Origin of the sequence: Streptomyces sp. NPDC018947, assembly GCF_044390505.1 — a bacterium.
Taxonomy (GTDB): domain Bacteria; phylum Actinomycetota; class Actinomycetes; order Streptomycetales; family Streptomycetaceae; genus Streptomyces.
In genome coordinates, this window is sequence record NZ_JBIRZD010000018.1 from 1 (window position 1) to 16,894 (window position 16,894).

Annotated in this window: 18 protein-coding genes; 3 read left to right on the top strand and 15 right to left on the bottom strand. The window is 74.0% G+C overall.

All coding sequences use genetic code 11. The features are described from left to right. Positions 1-98: 98 nt before the first annotated feature. From ACH499_RS28890 to ACH499_RS28950, 13 genes are all read right to left on the bottom strand, one after another. Positions 99-1,118, bottom strand: coding sequence for a glycoside hydrolase family 6 protein (locus ACH499_RS28890; protein WP_399019411.1), 1,020 nt, complete (start codon positions 1,116-1,118; stop codon positions 99-101). Between the two features lie 78 nt (positions 1,119-1,196). Further along, the gene (locus ACH499_RS28895; RefSeq protein WP_399019413.1) at positions 1,197-1,886 is read right to left on the bottom strand and encodes a class F sortase; all 690 of its coding nucleotides are present in this window, start codon (positions 1,884-1,886) and stop codon (positions 1,197-1,199) included. Positions 1,887-1,888: 2 nt separating this feature from the next. Further along, positions 1,889-2,455 (bottom strand): hypothetical protein, encoded by a 567-nt coding sequence (locus tag ACH499_RS28900; protein ID WP_356196297.1) that lies wholly within the window; start codon positions 2,453-2,455, stop codon positions 1,889-1,891. A gap of 103 nt (positions 2,456-2,558) precedes the next feature. After that, positions 2,559-3,338, bottom strand: a complete 780-nt coding sequence (locus ACH499_RS28905; RefSeq protein WP_356196295.1) for an HAD-IIA family hydrolase — start codon at positions 3,336-3,338, stop codon at positions 2,559-2,561. A 77-nt stretch (positions 3,339-3,415) separates the two neighbouring features. After that, positions 3,416-4,471 carry a 2-aminoethylphosphonate ABC transporter substrate-binding protein gene (locus ACH499_RS28910; protein WP_356196293.1) on the bottom strand — a complete coding sequence of 352 codons (1,056 nt, stop codon included), beginning with the start codon at positions 4,469-4,471 and terminating at the stop codon, positions 3,416-3,418. A gap of 69 nt (positions 4,472-4,540) precedes the next feature. Next, positions 4,541-5,338, bottom strand: coding sequence for an ABC transporter permease subunit (locus tag ACH499_RS28915; protein ID WP_356196290.1), 798 nt, complete (start codon positions 5,336-5,338; stop codon positions 4,541-4,543). Further along, positions 5,325-6,206 (bottom strand): 2-aminoethylphosphonate ABC transporter permease subunit, encoded by an 882-nt coding sequence (locus ACH499_RS28920; RefSeq protein WP_356196287.1) that lies wholly within the window; start codon positions 6,204-6,206, stop codon positions 5,325-5,327. Before ACH499_RS28920 ends, ACH499_RS28915 begins: the two co-directional genes overlap by 14 nt. After that, positions 6,199-7,254: an ABC transporter ATP-binding protein gene (locus ACH499_RS28925; protein WP_399019416.1), complete on the bottom strand. Its 1,056-nt coding sequence runs from the start codon at positions 7,252-7,254 to the stop codon at positions 6,199-6,201. The genes ACH499_RS28920 and ACH499_RS28925 overlap by 8 nt, the downstream gene beginning before the upstream one ends. After that, positions 7,254-7,958, bottom strand: a complete 705-nt coding sequence (locus ACH499_RS28930) for an HAD family hydrolase (protein WP_399019418.1) — start codon at positions 7,956-7,958, stop codon at positions 7,254-7,256. The genes ACH499_RS28925 and ACH499_RS28930 overlap by 1 nt, the downstream gene beginning before the upstream one ends. An 8-nt stretch (positions 7,959-7,966) precedes the next feature. Next, positions 7,967-9,091, bottom strand: coding sequence for a TIGR03364 family FAD-dependent oxidoreductase (locus tag ACH499_RS28935; protein WP_399019420.1), 1,125 nt, complete (start codon positions 9,089-9,091; stop codon positions 7,967-7,969). A 152-nt stretch (positions 9,092-9,243) separates the two neighbouring features. Further along, positions 9,244-9,999: a GntR family transcriptional regulator gene (locus tag ACH499_RS28940; RefSeq protein WP_356196280.1), complete on the bottom strand. Its 756-nt coding sequence runs from the start codon at positions 9,997-9,999 to the stop codon at positions 9,244-9,246. 61 nt (positions 10,000-10,060) lie between these two features. Then, positions 10,061-10,885 (bottom strand): hypothetical protein, encoded by an 825-nt coding sequence (locus ACH499_RS28945; RefSeq protein WP_399019422.1) that lies wholly within the window; start codon positions 10,883-10,885, stop codon positions 10,061-10,063. A gap of 215 nt (positions 10,886-11,100) precedes the next feature. Beyond that, positions 11,101-12,309, bottom strand: coding sequence for an ROK family protein (locus ACH499_RS28950; protein WP_399019600.1), 1,209 nt, complete (start codon positions 12,307-12,309; stop codon positions 11,101-11,103). Between the two features lie 154 nt (positions 12,310-12,463). On the opposite strand from ACH499_RS28950, the gene ACH499_RS28955 reads away from it, so the two are divergent. From ACH499_RS28955 to ACH499_RS28965, 3 genes are all read left to right on the top strand, one after another. Beyond that, entirely contained in the window at positions 12,464-13,543 is a 1,080-nt protein-coding gene (locus tag ACH499_RS28955) for a Gfo/Idh/MocA family oxidoreductase (RefSeq protein WP_399019424.1), read from the top strand. Further along, complete coding sequence (locus ACH499_RS28960; protein WP_356196273.1) at positions 13,540-14,019, top strand: heme-degrading domain-containing protein; 480 nt, start codon at positions 13,540-13,542, stop codon at positions 14,017-14,019. The genes ACH499_RS28955 and ACH499_RS28960 overlap by 4 nt, the downstream gene beginning before the upstream one ends. A 96-nt stretch (positions 14,020-14,115) precedes the next feature. Further along, positions 14,116-14,991 carry an LLM class F420-dependent oxidoreductase gene (locus tag ACH499_RS28965; protein WP_399019426.1) on the top strand — a complete coding sequence of 292 codons (876 nt, stop codon included), beginning with the start codon at positions 14,116-14,118 and terminating at the stop codon, positions 14,989-14,991. A gap of 78 nt (positions 14,992-15,069) precedes the next feature. On the opposite strand, the gene ACH499_RS28970 is transcribed toward ACH499_RS28965, so the two are convergent. Both ACH499_RS28970 and ACH499_RS28975 read right to left on the bottom strand, forming a co-directional pair. Further along, a complete protein-coding gene (locus ACH499_RS28970; RefSeq protein ID WP_356196271.1) occupies positions 15,070-15,927 on the bottom strand; it encodes a fumarylacetoacetate hydrolase family protein in 858 nt (285 codons plus the stop codon). Between the two features lie 150 nt (positions 15,928-16,077). Continuing rightward, entirely contained in the window at positions 16,078-16,794 is a 717-nt protein-coding gene (locus ACH499_RS28975) for a YidC/Oxa1 family membrane protein insertase (RefSeq protein WP_356196269.1), read from the bottom strand. Positions 16,795-16,894 lie beyond the last annotated feature (100 nt).

Here is a 16,894-nt window from a genome sequence, read left to right on the forward strand (position 1 = left end):
TCGCCACCCGCTACGAGAAGACCGCCACCATCTACCTGGCCGGACTCCACATCGCGGGCATCTTCCTCTGGTCCGCCCGGTGATCCAAACGAAACAGCCTAGCCCTCCGTCAGTTTCAGGGCGTACTCCGGCCACCAGTCGCCCGCCTTGGGGCCGCCCTTGCATTCGCCGTCCGATTCGCCCGGGCGTTTGATCCACAGGTAGGCGTCCACCAGGGGGTCGGCCGTCTTGACGGTGGGGGGTTCGCCGAGGGCCCTGCCCGGAGGGTTGCACCAGCGTTCGTCGGGGGCGCCCTCCGTGTAGGGGCCGTTGCCGTTGCGGCTGGTGTCGACGACGAAGTGCTTGCCGCCCACCTTGGCGGAGAGCTGCTTGCCGTAGGCGATGGACTCCTCGGTGGAGTAGAAGTTCGAGACGTTGACCGCGAAGCCGTCGGCCCGGCCGACACCGGCCCGCTCCAGCGGCTCGAAGATCTGGTCGGGGTGCCCCCAGCCGGCGTTGCCCGCGTCCAGGTAGACCTTGGTGTTCTTCAGCGCGGTGAGCTTGGCGACGGCTCCCCGGAGGAGGTCGTAGCGCTCCTCGTGGAACTCCCGCGGGGTGCAGCCGTCGACGAGGTGGAGCACCGCGTCCGGCTCCAGGACGACGGTGGCGGAGCGGTCGCCGATTCCCTTGGCCACGCCGTCGACGAAGGCGCGGTAGGCGTCGCCGTCGGCCGCTCCGCCCCGGGAGTACTGGCCGCAGTCGCGGTGCGGGATGTTGTAGAGGACGAGCAGCGCGGTGCGTCCGGCCTCGTCGGCGGCCTCGGTGAGGCCGCGGGCCTGCTCCTCCGGGTTCTCCGGGCTGATCCACTCGGCGGTCGGCTGCTGGGCTATCTCCCGGATCCGGTCGGCCTGGTCCTTCTTCCCGGCCTTCTCCAGGGACACCAGCTCCTCGGCCGCCCTGCCGTCCGGGTTGACCCAGAACGGGACGGTCTCCGCGGGCCGCTGGGTGATCCCTGCCCCCGCGCCCTTGCCGTCCCCGTCCCCGGACGACGAGCATCCGGCGATCAGCAGCGCCGCCCCCAGCACCGCCGCGGACGCCCGCTTCACGGACGTCCCTCCGGCCCCCCTGCTGCCGTACATCCAACCCCCCTGGGCGCACTGTTCGGAGGCTCAATCCTGACATACGGCCCGGGCACCGACGACGCTCCGCGGACGGGGTCAGGGGCCGGTGCCGGTGAGGTACGCCGAGACCACGACGTTGGCCGTGTAGCTGTTGCTGGCGTGGTCGAAGGTGCCGCCGCAGGTGATCAGCCGCAGCTCGGCGCGGCCGGTGTCGCGCGGTCCGTAGGCCTGCCGGGCGTCGAAACCGTCGCGTTCGAGGACCTGGACGTCGTCGACGGTGAACTCGGCGACCTCGGCGTCCTCGCGGACCACCCGGACCGTCTGGCCGGGTTCCAGGGTGCTGAGCTTGTAGAAGACGGCGGGCCGGGTCTCGGTGTCCACGTGTCCCACCATCAGGGCGGTCCCGGCCTCCCCCGGTGTGACGCCGGCCGCGTACCAGCCGACGGTGTCGGCCTGGTCGAAGGAGGGCGGCTCGATGGCTCCCTCCGCGTCGAGGCCGCGGGCCGTCACCGGGGCCCGGATGCCGAGTTCCGGGACGTCGAGCCGCTCGGGCAGGGCGTCGCCGAGAGGGGCGTGGGCGGGCGGCAGCGGTATGTCGGGAGGGCGTCCGGCCGCCGCCATGTCGCCGGTGGCCGGACCCGATATCCCTTCCCGCACGTCGGTGGCCTCGCGGCCCCACAGCCACAGCCCGAGGAGCAGCACCACCCAGGCGATGCCGCTCACCAGGCGGCCGGGGCCGGAGACGCGTTCGTGGTCCTGCTCCTGGGGTCGGTCCTGGTCGGACATGGTCAGTCCGTCCTGCGACTCCGGCTGCGCACCCCGCGCAGCGCCACGGCGACGGCGGCGATCCCGGCGAGCACGAGGCCGGTCACGGTGTGCGCGGTGCCCGGGGGCTCGGCCCGCGCCCCGTCGTCGGCGGTGGACACGGCCAGCTCGGCGCTTCCGCCGCCGCCCGCGTGGACCGGGGCGACCGGTGAGGCGGGCGCCGACGGCCGGTCGGCCGGGCCGGGGCGCTCGTGCACGGTGATGGTGCCCTCGCGGGCGTTCCTGCCGCAGGTGACCTGCACGGCGTAGACGCCGGCCTCCACCGAGGTGCGGACCCGGCTGGATCCGACGAGGACGCCGTCCTTCTCGGCCAGGGAGAGCCGTACGTCGGTCTCGAACGCCGCCGAGACGGCGACGGCCGTCTTCTCGGCGCAGCCCGGCACGCGCAGGGTGACGTCGGCACCGGGCACCGGGGTGGACGGAGTCACGGAGACGCCGCCTCCGTCCGCCGCGTGGGCCGCCGGTGCGAACGGTGCCGCCGCCGCGGCCAGCGCGGCCGCGGCACAGAGAGTTACCTTCAGTGAGCCCATCGTGTACCTCCAGTCACCTGGAGGCTCCCCCGCGGGGACCGCCCCCGCATCCGGTACGGGGGCGTCGCTGCTCCGAACGGGTAAGGCGGGGGTCGTACGGGTTTCAGATCCGTTCGACGAGGTCCGCGATCGAGTCGACCACCTGGGACGGGCGGTACGGGAAGTCCTCGACCTGCTCGGGCCGGGTGAGGCCGGTGAGCACCAGGAAGGTCTGCATCCCGGCCTCCATGCCGGCCAGCACGTCGGTGTCCATGCGGTCGCCGATCATCGCGCTGGACTCGGAGTGGGCGCCGATCGCGTTGAGCCCCGTGCGCATCATCAGCGGGTTGGGTTTGCCCGCGAAGTAGGGCTGCTTGCCGGTGGCCTTGGTGATCAGCGCGGCCACGGCGCCGGTCGCCGGGAGCGGGCCCTCGGTGGAGGGGCCGGTCTCGTCGGGGTTGGTGCAGATGAACCGGGCCCCGGCGTTGATCAGCCGGACCGCCTTCGTCATGGCCTCGAAGGAGTAGGTGCGGGTCTCGCCGAGGACCACGTAGTCGGGGTCGTGGTCGGTGAGGATGTAGCCGATGTCGTGCAGGGCCGTGGTCAGGCCGGCCTCGCCGATCACGTACGCCGAGCCGCACGGCCGCTGGTCGTCGAGGAACTTGGCGGTGGCCAGCGCCGAGGTCCAGATGGCCTCGACGGGCACCTCCAGCCCCATGCGGCGCAGCCGGGCGTGCAGGTCGCGCGGGGTGTAGATCGAGTTGTTGGTCAGTACGAGGAAGGGCTTGCCGGACTCGCGCAGCTTCTTGATGAAGGCGTCGGCGCCGGGGATCGGTACGCCCTCGTGGATGAGCACCCCGTCCATGTCGGTGAGCCACGATTCGATGGGCTTGCGGTCTGCCATGTGCGGGATCTCCTGCCGTACGCGGTCCTGCGTGTGCCCCAGCCTAAACAGAGCGGGATCTTGGCGGAACGCCCGTCTCAGCTTCCGGTGGCGCGCTTCCACGCGTCGACGTACGAGGTGAGGTTCTTCTCGATGTCGTTCCAGTCGGGCTCGAAGACCTCGACGCCGTCCATCAGCCGGGTCAGCGCGACGGCGTCGGCGTCGGTGGCCCCGACGTCCCCGCGGGCCGCGAAGCCGCCGCCGATCTCGCTGACCTGCCGCTGCGCCTTCAGGCTCAGCATGTAGTCGAGGAGCTTGCGCCCGTTGTCGCCGTGCGGGGCGTCGGTGACGAGGCCGGCCGCGTAGGGCAGGGCGAAGGTGGTGGGCCTGCCGCCCTCGCGGGCCGGGAACCAGATGCCGAGGTTCGGCATGGTCTTGGACTGGGCGTAGTTCATCTGGACGTCCCCGTTGGCGACGAGCAGTTCGCCCTTGTCGACCTTGGGCGCGAGCTTGCCGGTGGAGGCGGAGGGGCCGACGTTGTTCTTCTGGAGCCTGCCGAGGTACTCCATGGCCGGCTTCTCGCCGCCGAAGTCGTGCATGGCCTTGATGAGGACGGCGGTGCCGTCGCCGGCGACACCGGGGGTCGAGTACTGGAGCTTGTTCTCGTAGGTGTCGTCGAGCAGGTCCTCCCAGGTGGCGGGGGGCTGCTTCAGCTCCTTCTTGTTGTGGACGAAGCCGAAGTAGTTGTTGACGACGGCGGTCCAGGTGCCGTTCGCGGCCTTGTCGGCGCCGTCGACCCGGTCGGCGCCCTCGGGGGCGTACTTCTGCAGCAGGCCCTTGGTGTCGGCCTGCTGGATGAAGGGCGGCAGGGTGACGAGGACGTCGGCCTGCGGGTTGCGCTTCTCGCGGGCGGCGCGCTGCACCATCTCGCCGGAGCCGCCCTCGACGTACTCGACCTTGATGCCGGTCTCCTTCTCGAAGTCCGCGAAGACCCGGTCGTACCAGCCGTCGCCCTTCTCGCCCTTGAGGCCGTCGGCGCTGTAGACGGTGACGACGTTCTCGTCGGAGGCGGAGGAGGTGCCGGAGCAGGCGGCCAGCGGGAGGGCGAGGAGGCAGAGGGCGGCGGCGAGCGGCTTGCGGGTGTTCCTGGGCATGGCGAGAGGGACTCCTTGCGCGGGGAGGGATGGGTGCGGGCCTTACCGGCCCTGTCGGACTTGCAGGTCTTACCGGTAGGAGGCTCTGGTGCGGATCCGGGAGACGGCGAGCAGCACCAGGAGCGTGGCGGTCATCAGGACCACGGCGATCGCCGAGCCGGTGAACAGGGCGCCGCGGTCGGTGGAGGCGTGGATCAGCACGGGCAGCGGGGTCCAGTCCGGCGGGTAGAGCATCATCGTGGCGCTCAGTTCGCCCATGGACAGGGCGAAGCAGAGCCCTGCGGCGGCGGTCAGGGACGGCAGCAGCAGCGGCAGCCTGACCCGCCACAGGACGTACGCCGGGGAGGCGCCGAGACACGCGGCGGCCTGCTCGTACGCCGGGTCGAGGCGGGTGATCGCGGCGGACACGGACTGGTGGGCGAAGGCGGTGACCAGGACGGTGTGGGCGACGATCACGATCCAGCGCGTGCCGTTGAGCGCCATCGGCGGCTGGGAGAAGGCCACCAGGACCGCGAGGCCGACGACGACCGAGGGCACGGCCACCGGCAGCACGAACAGGGCGTCCAGCACCTTGCGGTGCCGCTTCCCCAGCGCCGCGCCCGCGAGCGCGGCCCAGGTGCCGGCGGCCAGCGCGAGCAGGCTCGCGGTGACGGCGGTGACCAGACTCGTCGTGAGGGCGCGCAGGGCCTCGCCGTGGGTGGCGGCGCGGTAGTTGGCGGTGGTGAGGTCCGAGGGCAGGACGCCCGACCAGTGGGTGGCGAAGGAGGCGCCGAGGACGACGAGGAGCGGCAGGGCGAACAGGGGCAGGAACAGGACGAGGAACACCGCCCACACGGCCCACCTGGCCCGTCGGCTATGCACCAGCACGGCGGCTCACCACCCGGTAGAGGCCGTACAGGCCCACGGAGATCAGGACGTTGACGACGGCGACGACGCAGGCACCCGGGTAGTCGGACTCCAGGATGGCCTTGCCGTAGACGAGCATCGGCAGGGTCGTGACGCCCTTGGCGCCGGTGAACAGGACGATGCCGAACTCGTTGAGGCACAGGACGAGGACGAGGCTGCCGCCGGAGGCGAGCGCGGGCAGCGCCTCGGGCAGGATGATCCGCCGCACGATCCGCGGCGCCCGCGCCCCGAGCGATCCGGCCGCCTCGAGCTGGGCGGTGTCGAGCTGCGAGAACGCGGCGAGCAGTGGGCGCATCACGAACGGCGTGAAGTACGTGATCTCCGCGAGCAGCACGCCCCAGGGCGTGTTCAGGAACTGGAACGGGCCCTCCGCGGCGCCGGTGACGCCGGTCCACGCGCCGTTGGCCATGCCGACCGTGCCGTAGACGAACAGCAGGGCGAGCGTGATCAGGAACGACGGGAAGGACAGGAAGACGTCGACGAAGCGGGAGACGGCGCGGGCGCCGGGGAACGGCACGAAGGCGATGACCAGCGCGAGCACGAAGCCGAGCACCAGGCAGCCGGCGGTGGCGGCGACCGCGAGCCACACGGTGGTCCACAGCGCCTCGCGGAACGCCTCCGAGGCGAAGACGTCGGCGTACGGCCGCAGGGAGGTGCCTCCGGTGTCCGGCCGAAAGGACTGCTGGACGACGAGGGTGAGGGGGTAGAGGAAGAAGACGGCGAGCAGGGCGACGGGAGGAAGGGCCCACAGCAGCCGCGCCGCGTGGGGGCGCGCGGTACCGCGCGCCGGGCCCGCGACGGCCCGCGGCTCGGCGACGGCCTCAGCCATGGTCCACCCCGGCGGGCAGCAGCACCGCGTCCTCGGACGCGAAGTGCAGGTGCACGGGCTCCCCGTGCACGGGCGGCGACTTCAGCTCGCGCACGTCGGCCATCACCCGGTGGCCCGCGACGTCGACGTACAGCCGGTGGGTGGCCCCCCGCCACTGGATCTCCTCCACGGTCCCGGTGAGCCGGTTGGGCCCGTCGCCGAGGCCGACGAGGTGCGGCCGTACGCAGAGGGTGGCCGAGGCGCCCGGCACGGCGTCCGCCGTGTCGACCTCGATCTCCGCGTCCCCGAGGACCGCTCCGGCGGCCGCCACCGTCACCGGCAGCAGGTTCGCGTTGCCCACGAAGGACGCCGTGAACTCGTCGGCCGGCGCACGGTACAGCTCGCGCGGGGTCCCGCAGGCCCGGAGGCGGGCGCGGTCCATCACCGCGATCCGGTCGGCGAGGGTCAGCGCCTCCATCTGGTCGTGGGTGACGTAGAGGATCGACACGTCGGGCAGTTCGCGGTGCAGCCGGGCCAGTTCGGCGAGCATGCCGGAGCGCAGCCGGGCGTCGAGCGCGGAGAGCGGTTCGTCCAGGAGCAGGACGCCGGGCCGTACGGCGAGGGCGCGGGCGATGGCGACGCGCTGCTGCTGGCCGCCGGACAGCTCGCGCGGGTAGCGGCGGGCGTAGGCGCCCATGCCGGTCATCTCCAGGGCCTCGGCGACCCGTTCGCGGATGCCGGCGCGGGGCGCCTTGCGGGCACGGAGCCCGAAGGCCACGTTGTCCTCGACCCGCATGTGCGGGAAGAGGGCGTACTGCTGGACGACCATGCCGATGCCGCGCCGGTGCGGGGGCAGGCCGGTGACGTCGCGGCCGCCGAGGAACACCCGTCCCGAGGCGGGCCGTACGAACCCGGCGACCGCCCGCAGCGCGGTGGTCTTGCCGGATCCGGACGGCCCGAGGAGGGCCATGACCTCGCCGGGTTCCACGGTGAGGTCGAGGGCGTCGAGCACGACGTTGCCGTCGTAGGCGACGGTCACCGCGTCGAAGCGGATGCCGCTGTCGGCCATCAGCCCGCTCCCCGCAGGAGGGCGGGCAGGCCGGCGACGGAGTCGAGGACGTGGTGGGCGCCGGCCGCGCGGAAGGCGTCGTCGCCGTGGGCCCCGGTGCGCACCCCGGCGACCAGGCCCGCACCGGCGCGTACGCCGCTGAGCACGTCGTACGAGGTGTCGCCGACGACGGCGACCTGCTGCAGGGCGTCCGCGGCCCACGTGCGCAGGAACGCCGTCAGCACCATGTCGGGGTACGGGCGTCCGCGGCCCCCGGCGTCGGCCGGGCACAGGGTGAGCGGCACCAGGTCGCGCCAGCCGAGCGCGTCGAGAATCGCGTCCTGGGTGACGCGGGCGAAACCGGTGGTCAGGACCACGGTGCGGCCGTCGGCGGCGAGTTCCTCGACGGCCTCCCGGGCGCCGGGGACGGGGGCGATCAGGCCGCCGTCGACGAGTGCGCCGTACGCCTGCTCGAACGCGGTGTTGGCACGCCGGGCGCGCTCCTCGTCGCCGAACAGGTGCCGGAAGACGGAGATCTTGGACTCGCCCATGGTGGCGCGGACGTAGTCGAGCTTGGCGGCGTGGTCGGGGGTGCCGGGCTCGACGCCCAGTTCGCGGGCGGCGGTGTCGAAGGCGCGCTCGACGAGGCCGCCGTCGGCGACGGTGGTGCCGGCCATGTCGAGGACGACGAGGCGGACGCCGTCGGGTGCGGGGGTGGGGTTCATGTCTGTTGTCACCAGCCCAGTTCGTTCGCGGTGGTCTCGGCGATCGCGGGTGAGCAGGTCATGCCGCGCCCGCCGGGCCCGGTGACCAGCCAGACGCCGTCCCGGACCTGCTGGCGGTGCACGACACGGCTCGTGTCCGTGCACTGCGCGTACACGCCGGCCCAGCGGCGGCGGATCCTCGGCAGCGGGCGGCCGAGGAAGGACTCGACGACGCCGGTGAGGTGCTCGTAGGGCTCCTCGTCGGTGTCGAAGGCGAAGGGGTGCTCGTACTCGTGGGTGTCGCCGATGGTCAGTCCGCCGTCGGCGCGCTGCACCATCAGGAGCTGCATGCGGTGCTCGGCGGCGGTGGCCGGCTGCGGCTGCCGGGCGTTCAGCTCGTCGAGGGCGGGCGAGCCGTACGCCGGGTAGTAGCGGAAGCTGTCGGCGTCGGCGACCGAGGTGGTCAGCGGTTCGCCCAGCGGGTCGGTCTGCATCATCTGGAGGCGGACCCGGCGCACGGGCAGGCCGGGCCCGGCCAGTTCGCGGACCAGGCCGCCGAGCCAGGCTCCGGTGCACAGGACGACGACGTCGCCGCTGTGGAGGTCGCCGTGGTCGTCGCGGACGGCACTCTCGCCGACGACCTCGCGGACCTCGCGGCCGGGCAGGAACGTGTACTCCGGGGACCTGAGCAGTTCGGCGCGCAGCGCGACCTGGGCGGTGCGCGGCTCGACGGCGGCGTCCCGCTCGCAGTACAGGGCGGCGTCGAACCGGCCGCGCAGGGCCGGGTTCAGGGCGCGCGCCTCCTCGGGGCCGAGGAGCTGGTGCCCGCGGGCGGCGGCGTCCGGGCGGGAGACGGCGGCCTCGGCGACGGCGCGTTCCAGGTCTCCACGCAGCGGGGTCAGGGAGCCGTTGGGGCGGAAACCGAGGGCAGGTACGCGGGCGCCGATCCCCTCCCACAGCTCCCGGGCCCGCAGGGCGGTCTCCAGCTCCTCGCCGCCCGCCCGGCCGCTGACCCAGATCTGGCCGAAGTTGCGCAGCGAGGCGCCGCGCGCCTCGCTCTCGCGCTCGATCTGTACGACCTCGTGGCCGCGTTCCACTGCGTGCCAGGCGTGCATGGTGCCCACCACGCCGGCTCCGACGACTATCACTCTCACGACCGCAACGCTCCTCTGCGTCGGGGAACCGGAGGGATCCGGCTGACAACGAGAGCGTGAACCGGGCATCACGTTTGGGCTAGACCCGTTACCTTTTCGTGATATTGACAGGTGGGGCAAAGGGTTCCTGAAAGGGATGTTTCGGGTGCTTCTCAGCCCTGGAGGTGGGTCGTGAACGAGAACCGGTCGCCCCGGTACAGGGTCCGCACCCGCTCCAGGGGGAGGCCCTCGGTGTCACGGGAGACGCGGTGGATGAGCAGCATCGGCAGGGCCGGCGGGGTGCCGATGAGGAGGGCCTCGCGCGGGGTGGCGAGCACGGTCTCGATCCGTTCGTCGGCGTCGCCGAACGCGATGCCCTCCCGGGCGAGATGGGCGTAGAAGGACGAGTCCGGGTCGAAGGCGGTGTCCAGGTCCGGGACGCGGGCCACGGAGACGTACGTGCTCTCCAGGCCGACCCGCTCGTCGTCCGCGAGCAGCACGCGCTCCAGGTGCCAGACGGGCTCCCCGCGGGTCAGGCCGGTCTCGGCGGCGAGCGGGGCGGGGCAGGGGAAGCGGTCGAGGGTGACGAGCGCGCGGCCGGGGGTACGGCCCTGGCGCCGGACGCCCTCGGTGTAGCTGGCCAGCGACAGCGGCTGGGCGAGCTTGGGGCCGGCGACGACCGTGCCGCGGCCCCGCCGACGCAGCTTGCCCTCCAGCACCAGCTCGCGCAGGGCCTGGCGGACCGTCTCGCGGGCGACGCCGTACCGCTCGGAGAGGTCCCGCTCGGTGGGGATGACGCCGCCCTCGCCCAGCTCGCTCACGAGGCGGTCGATCCGTGCCTTGACGGCGTAGTACTTGGGCACGCGGCCGTGCTCGGGGATCCCGGAGCGGACGGGGGCGCCGGGGGCCTGGTCGTTCGGGTAGTCCACGCAGGGATCGTCGCAGACGCGGGTGCGGGAGGTGCCGGGGCCTCCGGGGGCGGTGCGGGGGTCAGCGGCGTCCGCGGGTGAGGAACACGGCCGCGGCGCCGGCGGCCAGGAGCAGGGCGGCGGTAGCCAGGGCGGCGTCCACGCGGCCCGTGCCGGTGCCGGCCAGCTCGTCGGCGAACGGGAAGCCGGCGCCCCGGCCGTCGGGGGTGGAGGCGACGGAGGGGGTGACGGGGTCGGCGTTCCGCGCGGCGGCCGACTCGTCCGGGGACGCCGCGCCGGGGGCCCCGACGCGGAAGCGGTAGTCGTTCGACTGGCCGATCCACTCGCCGTCGCCGCCGCGGCGCTGCACGACGGCGGCGTTGGCGGTGACGTGGTTCGCCACGGCGTCCGAGGTCAGGGCGAGCCGGACCTTCACGGTGAGGGTCCTGCCGGGGCCGACGGTGAAACCGGGGAAGGCCGCGCCGCCCTGCTCGCCGTCCTCGCCGTCCTCGCCGAAGGCGCCGATCAGTTCGTCCCGGTCGGTGGCCTCGAAGGTGACGGCCCGGGTGCGCGCGCCGTCGGAGAACTCCAGGCGGGCCTGCTCGGGCTTCAGGGCCCGACGGTCGTCGACGAGGACGACGACCGGATGGACGGCCTCGCAGGTGCGGGACGTGGTGTTGGTGAGGTCCAGGTACCAGGTGCCGTAGCCCCCGCCGGGCTCGTAGCCGCTGGGGCCGCCGTGGAGGCGGGTGGTGAGCGGGAAGGTGTGGTCCTCGGACGCCGTGCAGGCGGGCAGCGGGGCCCGCGGGTCGGCGGGGGCCGGGGGCGCGGCGGCGCTCTGCGCGGCGGCCGCCAGGAGGGCGGCTGCCGCCACCAGGCAGGGGGACGCGGGCGTGAACAGTCGCATAAACACATGAGCGTGCCGGAGAACACCCCCCACCGGCACCGCCGTTCGGGTCCCGCCCCTCGAACGGCGGCACCGGTCCGCCCGTCCGGCGGCCGGACACACCCCGACCGGGCCAGGCGCTGGCCCGGCGGGTCCGACCCGGGCCGACCCGACAGGCCCCCGGAGCAGCTCCCCATACAAAGACGGGTCCGCCCCGACAGGCCCCCGGCCCGGGTTCAGGCGTCGTCGCGGCCGAACAGCGGGGCCAGGAGCAGTTGGGCCGCGCCCCGGGCGACCCCGTGGGCGGCGCCGGGCGCGATGCGCACCGGTACGGCGCTCTCGTGGCCGCCCTCGCGGCGGGCCCGCGCGTCGAGGACGGCGCCGACCCCGGCGACGAACGCCTCGGGCGCGGCGGCGACGGTACGGCCGCCGAGCAGGACCAGGTCGATGTCGAGCAGCCCGGCGAGGTTCGCGGCGCCCGTGCCCAGTACGCGGGCCGCCTCGGCGAGGTCGCCCCGGGTGACGGCGGCCAGGCACAGCGCCTCGACGCAGCCGCGCCCGCCGCAGGTGCACGGCGGACCGTCGAGCTGGACGACCTGATGCCCGAACTCCCCCGCCCCGGTCCGCGCCCCCCGGTGCACGGCGCCCCCGATCACGAGTCCGGCGCCGAGTCCGGTACCGAGGTGCAGGTAGGCGAAGGACCCGCCGCCGTCCGGACGCCCGCCCGCCGGGCCGACCCCGACCGCGCCGGACGACCCGACCCCTCCGGCCGCGCCCGGCCCCGGTGCCGGCGCCTCCTCGCCCGCGCACACGCCCGCCACCGCGAGCCCCAGGGCCGCCGCGTTGGTGTCCTTGTCGACGACGACCGGCACGCCGAGCCGCCGCGCCAGGGCGTCCCGCAGGGGGAAGCCGTCCCATTCCGGGAAGCCGGTGACCCGGTGCAGTACGCCCCGGACGTGGTCGAGGGGGCCCGGCAGGGCGACACCGAGGCCGAGGAGGGCCGGGGCGCCGGCGAGGTCCCCGGCCGGCGCTCCCAGGACGTCGGCCGCCAGTTCGCCGGCCGCCCGCGCCACGCCCTCCAGCACCGTCGGCGCGCCCGCGCCCAGGTCCAGCGGAGTCCGCCGCTCCCCCAGGACCGCCCCCTCCAGGTCGACCAGCACCGCCCGCAGCTCGTCCCGGTCCAGGTGCACGCCCACCGCGTGCCCGGCCCCCGGCACCAGCCTCAGCACCGTGCGCGGTTTGCCTCCCGTGGAGGCGCGGCGCCCGGCTTCCGCGGCGAGGCCCACCGCCCGCAGCCGCGCGGTGATCTTGCTGACCGCCTGCGGGGTGAGCCCGGTGCGCTCGGCGAGTTCGAGCCGGCTGATGCCCTCCGCCCCAGCGGTGCGCAGCAGGTCGAGGGCCAGGGCGGTGTTGCGGCTGCGCGACCCGAGCAGGCCGGCGCCCACGGCCGCCACCCCGCGCCCGCCACCGCGCGCCCCACCCTCGGCACCGCGCGTGCCCTCGGCGGCACCCCGCCCCGCACCCTCGCCGTTCTCCCTGTTCACACCCCCATTGTCCCCCGCGCTTGCACTTTGGCAACCGCGTTGCGAAAGTGGACGCATGACTGGTACTCCCCCCGGCACCCCTCTGCGCGTCGGCCTCGTCGGCTACGGCCTCGCGGGCTCCGTCTTCCACGCCCCCCTGATCGCCGCCACCGAGGGCCTGGCCCTGGACACGGTCGTCACCTCGAACCCCGACCGGCAGCGGCAGGCCCGCGACGCGTACCCGGACGTACGGACCGTCGCCCGTGCGGACGAGCTGTTCGACCGGGCCGCCGACCTGGACCTGATCGTCGTCGCGTCCCCCAACAAGACGCACGTCCCGCTCGCCGCGCGGGCCCTGCGGGCCGGCCTGCCGGTCGTGGTGGACAAGCCGGTCGCGGGCACGGCGGCCGAGGCACGCGAGCTGGCCGCGCTGGCCGAGGAGCGCGGCCTGCTGCTCTCCGTCTTCCAGAACCGCCGCTGGGACAACGACTTCCTCACCCTCCGCAAGCTGCTGGACGAGGGCGCCCTCGGCGACGTCTGGCGCTTCGAGTCACGCTTCGAGCGCTGGCGGCCCAAGCCCAAGGGCGGCTGGCGCGAGTCCGGCGACCCGGCCGAGATCGGCGGGCTGCTGTACGACCTCGGCAGCCACGTCGTCGACCAGGCGCTCGTCCTGTTCGGCCCCGTCACGCAGGTGTACGCCGAGTCGGTCGTGCGGCGCGCGGGCGCCGAGGCGGACGACGACACGTTCATCGCCCTGACGCACGCGAACGGCGTCCGCTCCCACCTGTACGTCTCCTCCACCGCCGCCCAGCTCGGCCCCCGTTTCCAGGTCCTCGGCTCACAGGCCGGCTACGTCAAGTACGGCCTGGACCCGCAGGAGGCCGCGCTGCGCGAGGGCAAGCGGCCGGGTGCCGGCTGGGGCGAGGAGGACGAGTCGCTCTGGGGCCGCGTGGGCTCCGGGGAGTCCCCGCTGACCGGCGGCGGACGCGTGGAGGCCACCGTGGCGGGCGACTACCCCGCCTACTACGCGGCGGTCGTCGAGGCGCTGCGGGGCGACGGCCCGAACCCGGTCGGCGCACGGGAGGCGGCCGCCGCCCTCGACGTCCTGGAGGCGGCCCGACGTTCCGCCCGCGACGCGGTGGTGGTGTCCCTGTGACGCGCGAACAGATCCCCGCCCCGACGGTGGAGGAGCTGGAGGAGCAGGAACGCCGCCTGGTCTTCCGCCGGTTCACGAACGACGACGCGTGGGCGCTCGGCTCCCTGCTGGTCGAGCTGGCCAGGGAGCGCGAGGCGCCGCTCGCCGTCGACATCCACCGTGCGGGCCAGCAGCTCTTCCACGCCGCCCTGCCCGGCTCGACCCCGGACAACGACGCCTGGATCGCCCGCAAGCGCCGGGTCGTGGAACGGTACGGATCGGCGTCGTACCTGGTCGGCGCGCGGTTCCGGGCCAAGGGCACGACCTTCGAGGAGTCCTCGCGGCTCGACCCGGACACGTACGCGGCGCACGGCGGTTCCTTCCCGGTCACCGTGGAGGGCGTGGGTGTGGTCGGCGCGGTGACCGTGTCGGGGCTGCCGCAGATCCAGGACCACCTGCTGGTCGTGGAGGCGCTGGAGCGGTTCCTCGGCGAATAGCCCGGACGGGCCCGCCCGGGGAATGATCGCCCGGTCCCTCTCGTTGGCACGCGGCATACGCCGGACGACCACGTGCCCACGGAGGGATCGGAACCGATGAACGACGCGACGGCAGCACTGAAGGAATCGGTCGGACGGTACGGCGTCTGGAGCGCGCAACTGCGGGCCGACGCCCCGGCGGGCGCCGCCGAACGCGCCGATGCCGTCGCCGAGCTGGAGCGGCTCGGGTTCGGCGCCGTGTGGCTGGGCGGCAACAGCTCCGCCCGGGACGCGGCCCCGCTGGTCGCGGCGAGTTCGCGTGTCGTCGTCGGCACCAGCATCCAGAGCGTCTGGGAGCACGAGGCCTCCGCCGCGGCGGCCTCCTTCGCCGAGCTGGAAGTGGCCCACCCCGGCCGTTTCGTGCTCGGCCTCGGAGTGAGCCACGGTCCGCGCGTCGCGGGGTACGGCCGGCCGTACGCGAAGATGACCGGCTACCTCGACGAGCTGGACCGCGCCGGGATGCGGCCCGGTCACCGGGTGCTGGCGGCGCTCGGGCCCCGGATGCTGGAGCTGGCCCGGGACCGGGCGGCGGGCGCGATCCCGTACCTGGTCACGCCGGAGCACACCGCGCGGGCCCGCGAGAGGCTCGGCGAAGGCCCGCTGCTGGCCCCGGAGTTCAAGGTGGTCCTGGACACCGACCCGTTCCGCGCCCGCGCGACGGCCCGCGCCTTCCTCGCCCGGTACCTGGAACTGCCGAACTACACCAGGAACTTCCTCAGCCTCGGCTTCACCGAGGACGACGTCACCGGAGGCGGCAGCGACCGCCTGATCGACGCCGTCTTCGCGTGGGGCGACGAGGACACCGTCCGCGAGCGCATCGCCGCCTTCCACGACGCGGGCGCGGACCACGTGGCCCTCCAGGTGGTGGAGGACGCCCCGGCGGGCACCCTGCCGAGGGAGGGCTGGCGGCGGCTCGCCGCGCTGCTGGCCTGAGGGCCACGTCCCTCGCGGGCGCGGACGGCACCGCCGTACGGGCGCGGGCGGCGACGGCCCACCCGCGCCCCGCCCCCCTCAGGCGTCCTTGAGCTGCTGCCGCTGGCGCCCCAGTCCCTCGATCTCCAGCTCCACGACGTCCCCCGCCCGCAGATACGGCTTGGGCTCGGGCTGCCCCATGGCCACGCCCGCCGGCGTCCCGGTGTTGATGACGTCACCGGGGCGCAGCACCATGAACTGGCTGACGTACCGCACGACCTCGCCCACCGGGAAGATCTGCTCGGCGGTCGTCCCGTCCTGTTTCAGCTCGCCGTTCACCCACAGCCGCAGCGGCAGCCGCTGCGGGTCGGGCACCTCGTCGGCGGTCACCAGCCACGGCCCCAGCGGGTTGAACGTCTCGCAGTTCTTCCCCTTGTCCCAGGTCCCGCCCCGCTCGATCTGGAACTCCCGCTCGGACACGTCGTGCGCGACCGCGTACCCGGCGACGCACGCCAGCCCCTCCTCGGCAGACGCCAGGTACCGGGCCGTACGCCCGATCACGACCGCCAGCTCCACCTCCCAGTCGGTCTTCACGGAGCCGCGCGGCACGAGCACGGTGTCGTCCGGCCCGACCACGGTGTCCGGCGCCTTGAGGAAGACGACGGGCTCGGCGGGCGGCTCTGCCCCCGTCTCGCGGGCGTGGTCGAAGTAGTTCAGCCCGATGCACACGACCTTGCCGATGCGCCCCACGGGCGGCCCGACGCGCAGCCCGGCGGCGTCCAGGGCCGGCAGCTCACCGGACGCGGCGGCGGCCCGTACCCGGGCGAGCGCCTCGTCGTCGGCGAGCAGCGCGCCGTCGATGTCCGTCACCACGCCCGACAGGTCACGCAGTGTCCCGTCGGTGTCGAGCAGCGCGGGCCGCTCCGACCCCGCCGTACCGACTCGCAGCAACTTCATTCCCCAACTCCCTCTGTCGCGGGCGCCCGCCCGATGAGGTGCGACCTGGTTGCGGCAGCACGCAGCCCTCGGAGGACTGTTCGATCGTCCAAGGTCGCGTTCCAGTCCGCAAGACCCCGTTCACGTACTGGACCGGGGCGCGGGCGGGGTTCAGTGGTACAGGGCGGCCCGCTCGACGGCGCTCCAGGTGGTGCTGGTGACGATGTAGAGGGCGGCGGCCAGCGGTACGACGGCCACGGTGACGAGCGTGAAGAAGGACATGAACGGCATGACCTTGGTGAGGGCGCCCATCCCCGGCACCTGCTGGTCCCCGTCGCCCGCCGGCAGCAGCGGCCGGTCCGCCATCGTCCGCCGGGTCAGCCGGTAGCCGAAGGCGGCGACGCAGGCGACGAGGGCGAACAGTCCCGCGTACACGAGCCCGGCGCCGCCGAGGAGTCCGCCGTCCGCGAGCGCGTCGGCCCACCGCCCGCCGAGCGGCGCGTCGAACAGCCGGTGGGAGAGCAGGGAGTTGGCCTCGCCGCCGATCGTGCCGCTCGAGAAGAGGTGGTAGAGCAGGAAGAACGCGGGCATCTGGCACAGGCTCGGCAGGCAGCCCGACAGCGGCGACACCTTCTCCTCGGAGTGCAGTTCCCGTACGGCCCGCTGGAGCCGCTCGGGGTTCTTCGCGTGCTTGCGCCGCAGCTCGGCGATCCTCGGCTGGAGTTCGGCGCGCGCCTTCTGCCCGCGGGCGGCGGCCCGGGACAGGGGATGGACGAGCAGTCGTACGAGAGCGGTGAACAGGACGATGGCGGCGGCCGCGGCCGAGGCGCCGAACAGCGGCTGGAGCAGGTCGGCCAGGTGCTCGACCAGGCTGGCGAAAACGGACATGGGTGAGGAGCCCTCCGGGGGTCTCGTCGTGCCGGAACGATCGGGTGATCAAGGTGTGCGGCATGACGACCCGCGCGGGTGCATGGGCCTGACGAGGTGC

Excerpts from the sequence above, each read along its gene's own strand:
- ACH499_RS28970 (WP_356196271.1), bottom strand. The coding sequence starts at position 15,927 with ATGAAGTTGCTGCGAGTCGGTACGGCGGGGTCGGAGCGGCCCGCGCTG.
- ACH499_RS28975 (WP_356196269.1), bottom strand. The coding sequence starts at position 16,794 with ATGTCCGTTTTCGCCAGCCTGGTCGAGCACCTGGCCGACCTGCTCCAG.
- ACH499_RS28945 (WP_399019422.1), bottom strand. The coding sequence starts at position 10,885 with ATGCGACTGTTCACGCCCGCGTCCCCCTGCCTGGTGGCGGCAGCCGCC.
- ACH499_RS28905 (WP_356196295.1), bottom strand. The coding sequence starts at position 3,338 with ATGGCAGACCGCAAGCCCATCGAATCGTGGCTCACCGACATGGACGGG.
- ACH499_RS28900 (WP_356196297.1), bottom strand. The coding sequence starts at position 2,455 with ATGGGCTCACTGAAGGTAACTCTCTGTGCCGCGGCCGCGCTGGCCGCG.
- ACH499_RS28925 (WP_399019416.1), bottom strand. The coding sequence starts at position 7,254 with ATGGCCGACAGCGGCATCCGCTTCGACGCGGTGACCGTCGCCTACGAC.
- ACH499_RS28965 (WP_399019426.1), top strand. The coding sequence starts at position 14,116 with ATGAACGACGCGACGGCAGCACTGAAGGAATCGGTCGGACGGTACGGC.
- ACH499_RS28890 (WP_399019411.1), bottom strand. The coding sequence starts at position 1,118 with ATGTACGGCAGCAGGGGGGCCGGAGGGACGTCCGTGAAGCGGGCGTCC.
- ACH499_RS28920 (WP_356196287.1), bottom strand. The coding sequence starts at position 6,206 with ATGGCTGAGGCCGTCGCCGAGCCGCGGGCCGTCGCGGGCCCGGCGCGC.
- ACH499_RS28930 (WP_399019418.1), bottom strand. The coding sequence starts at position 7,958 with ATGAACCCCACCCCCGCACCCGACGGCGTCCGCCTCGTCGTCCTCGAC.
- ACH499_RS28955 (WP_399019424.1), top strand. The coding sequence starts at position 12,464 with ATGACTGGTACTCCCCCCGGCACCCCTCTGCGCGTCGGCCTCGTCGGC.
- ACH499_RS28910 (WP_356196293.1), bottom strand. The coding sequence starts at position 4,471 with ATGCCCAGGAACACCCGCAAGCCGCTCGCCGCCGCCCTCTGCCTCCTC.
- ACH499_RS28895 (WP_399019413.1), bottom strand. The coding sequence starts at position 1,886 with ATGTCCGACCAGGACCGACCCCAGGAGCAGGACCACGAACGCGTCTCC.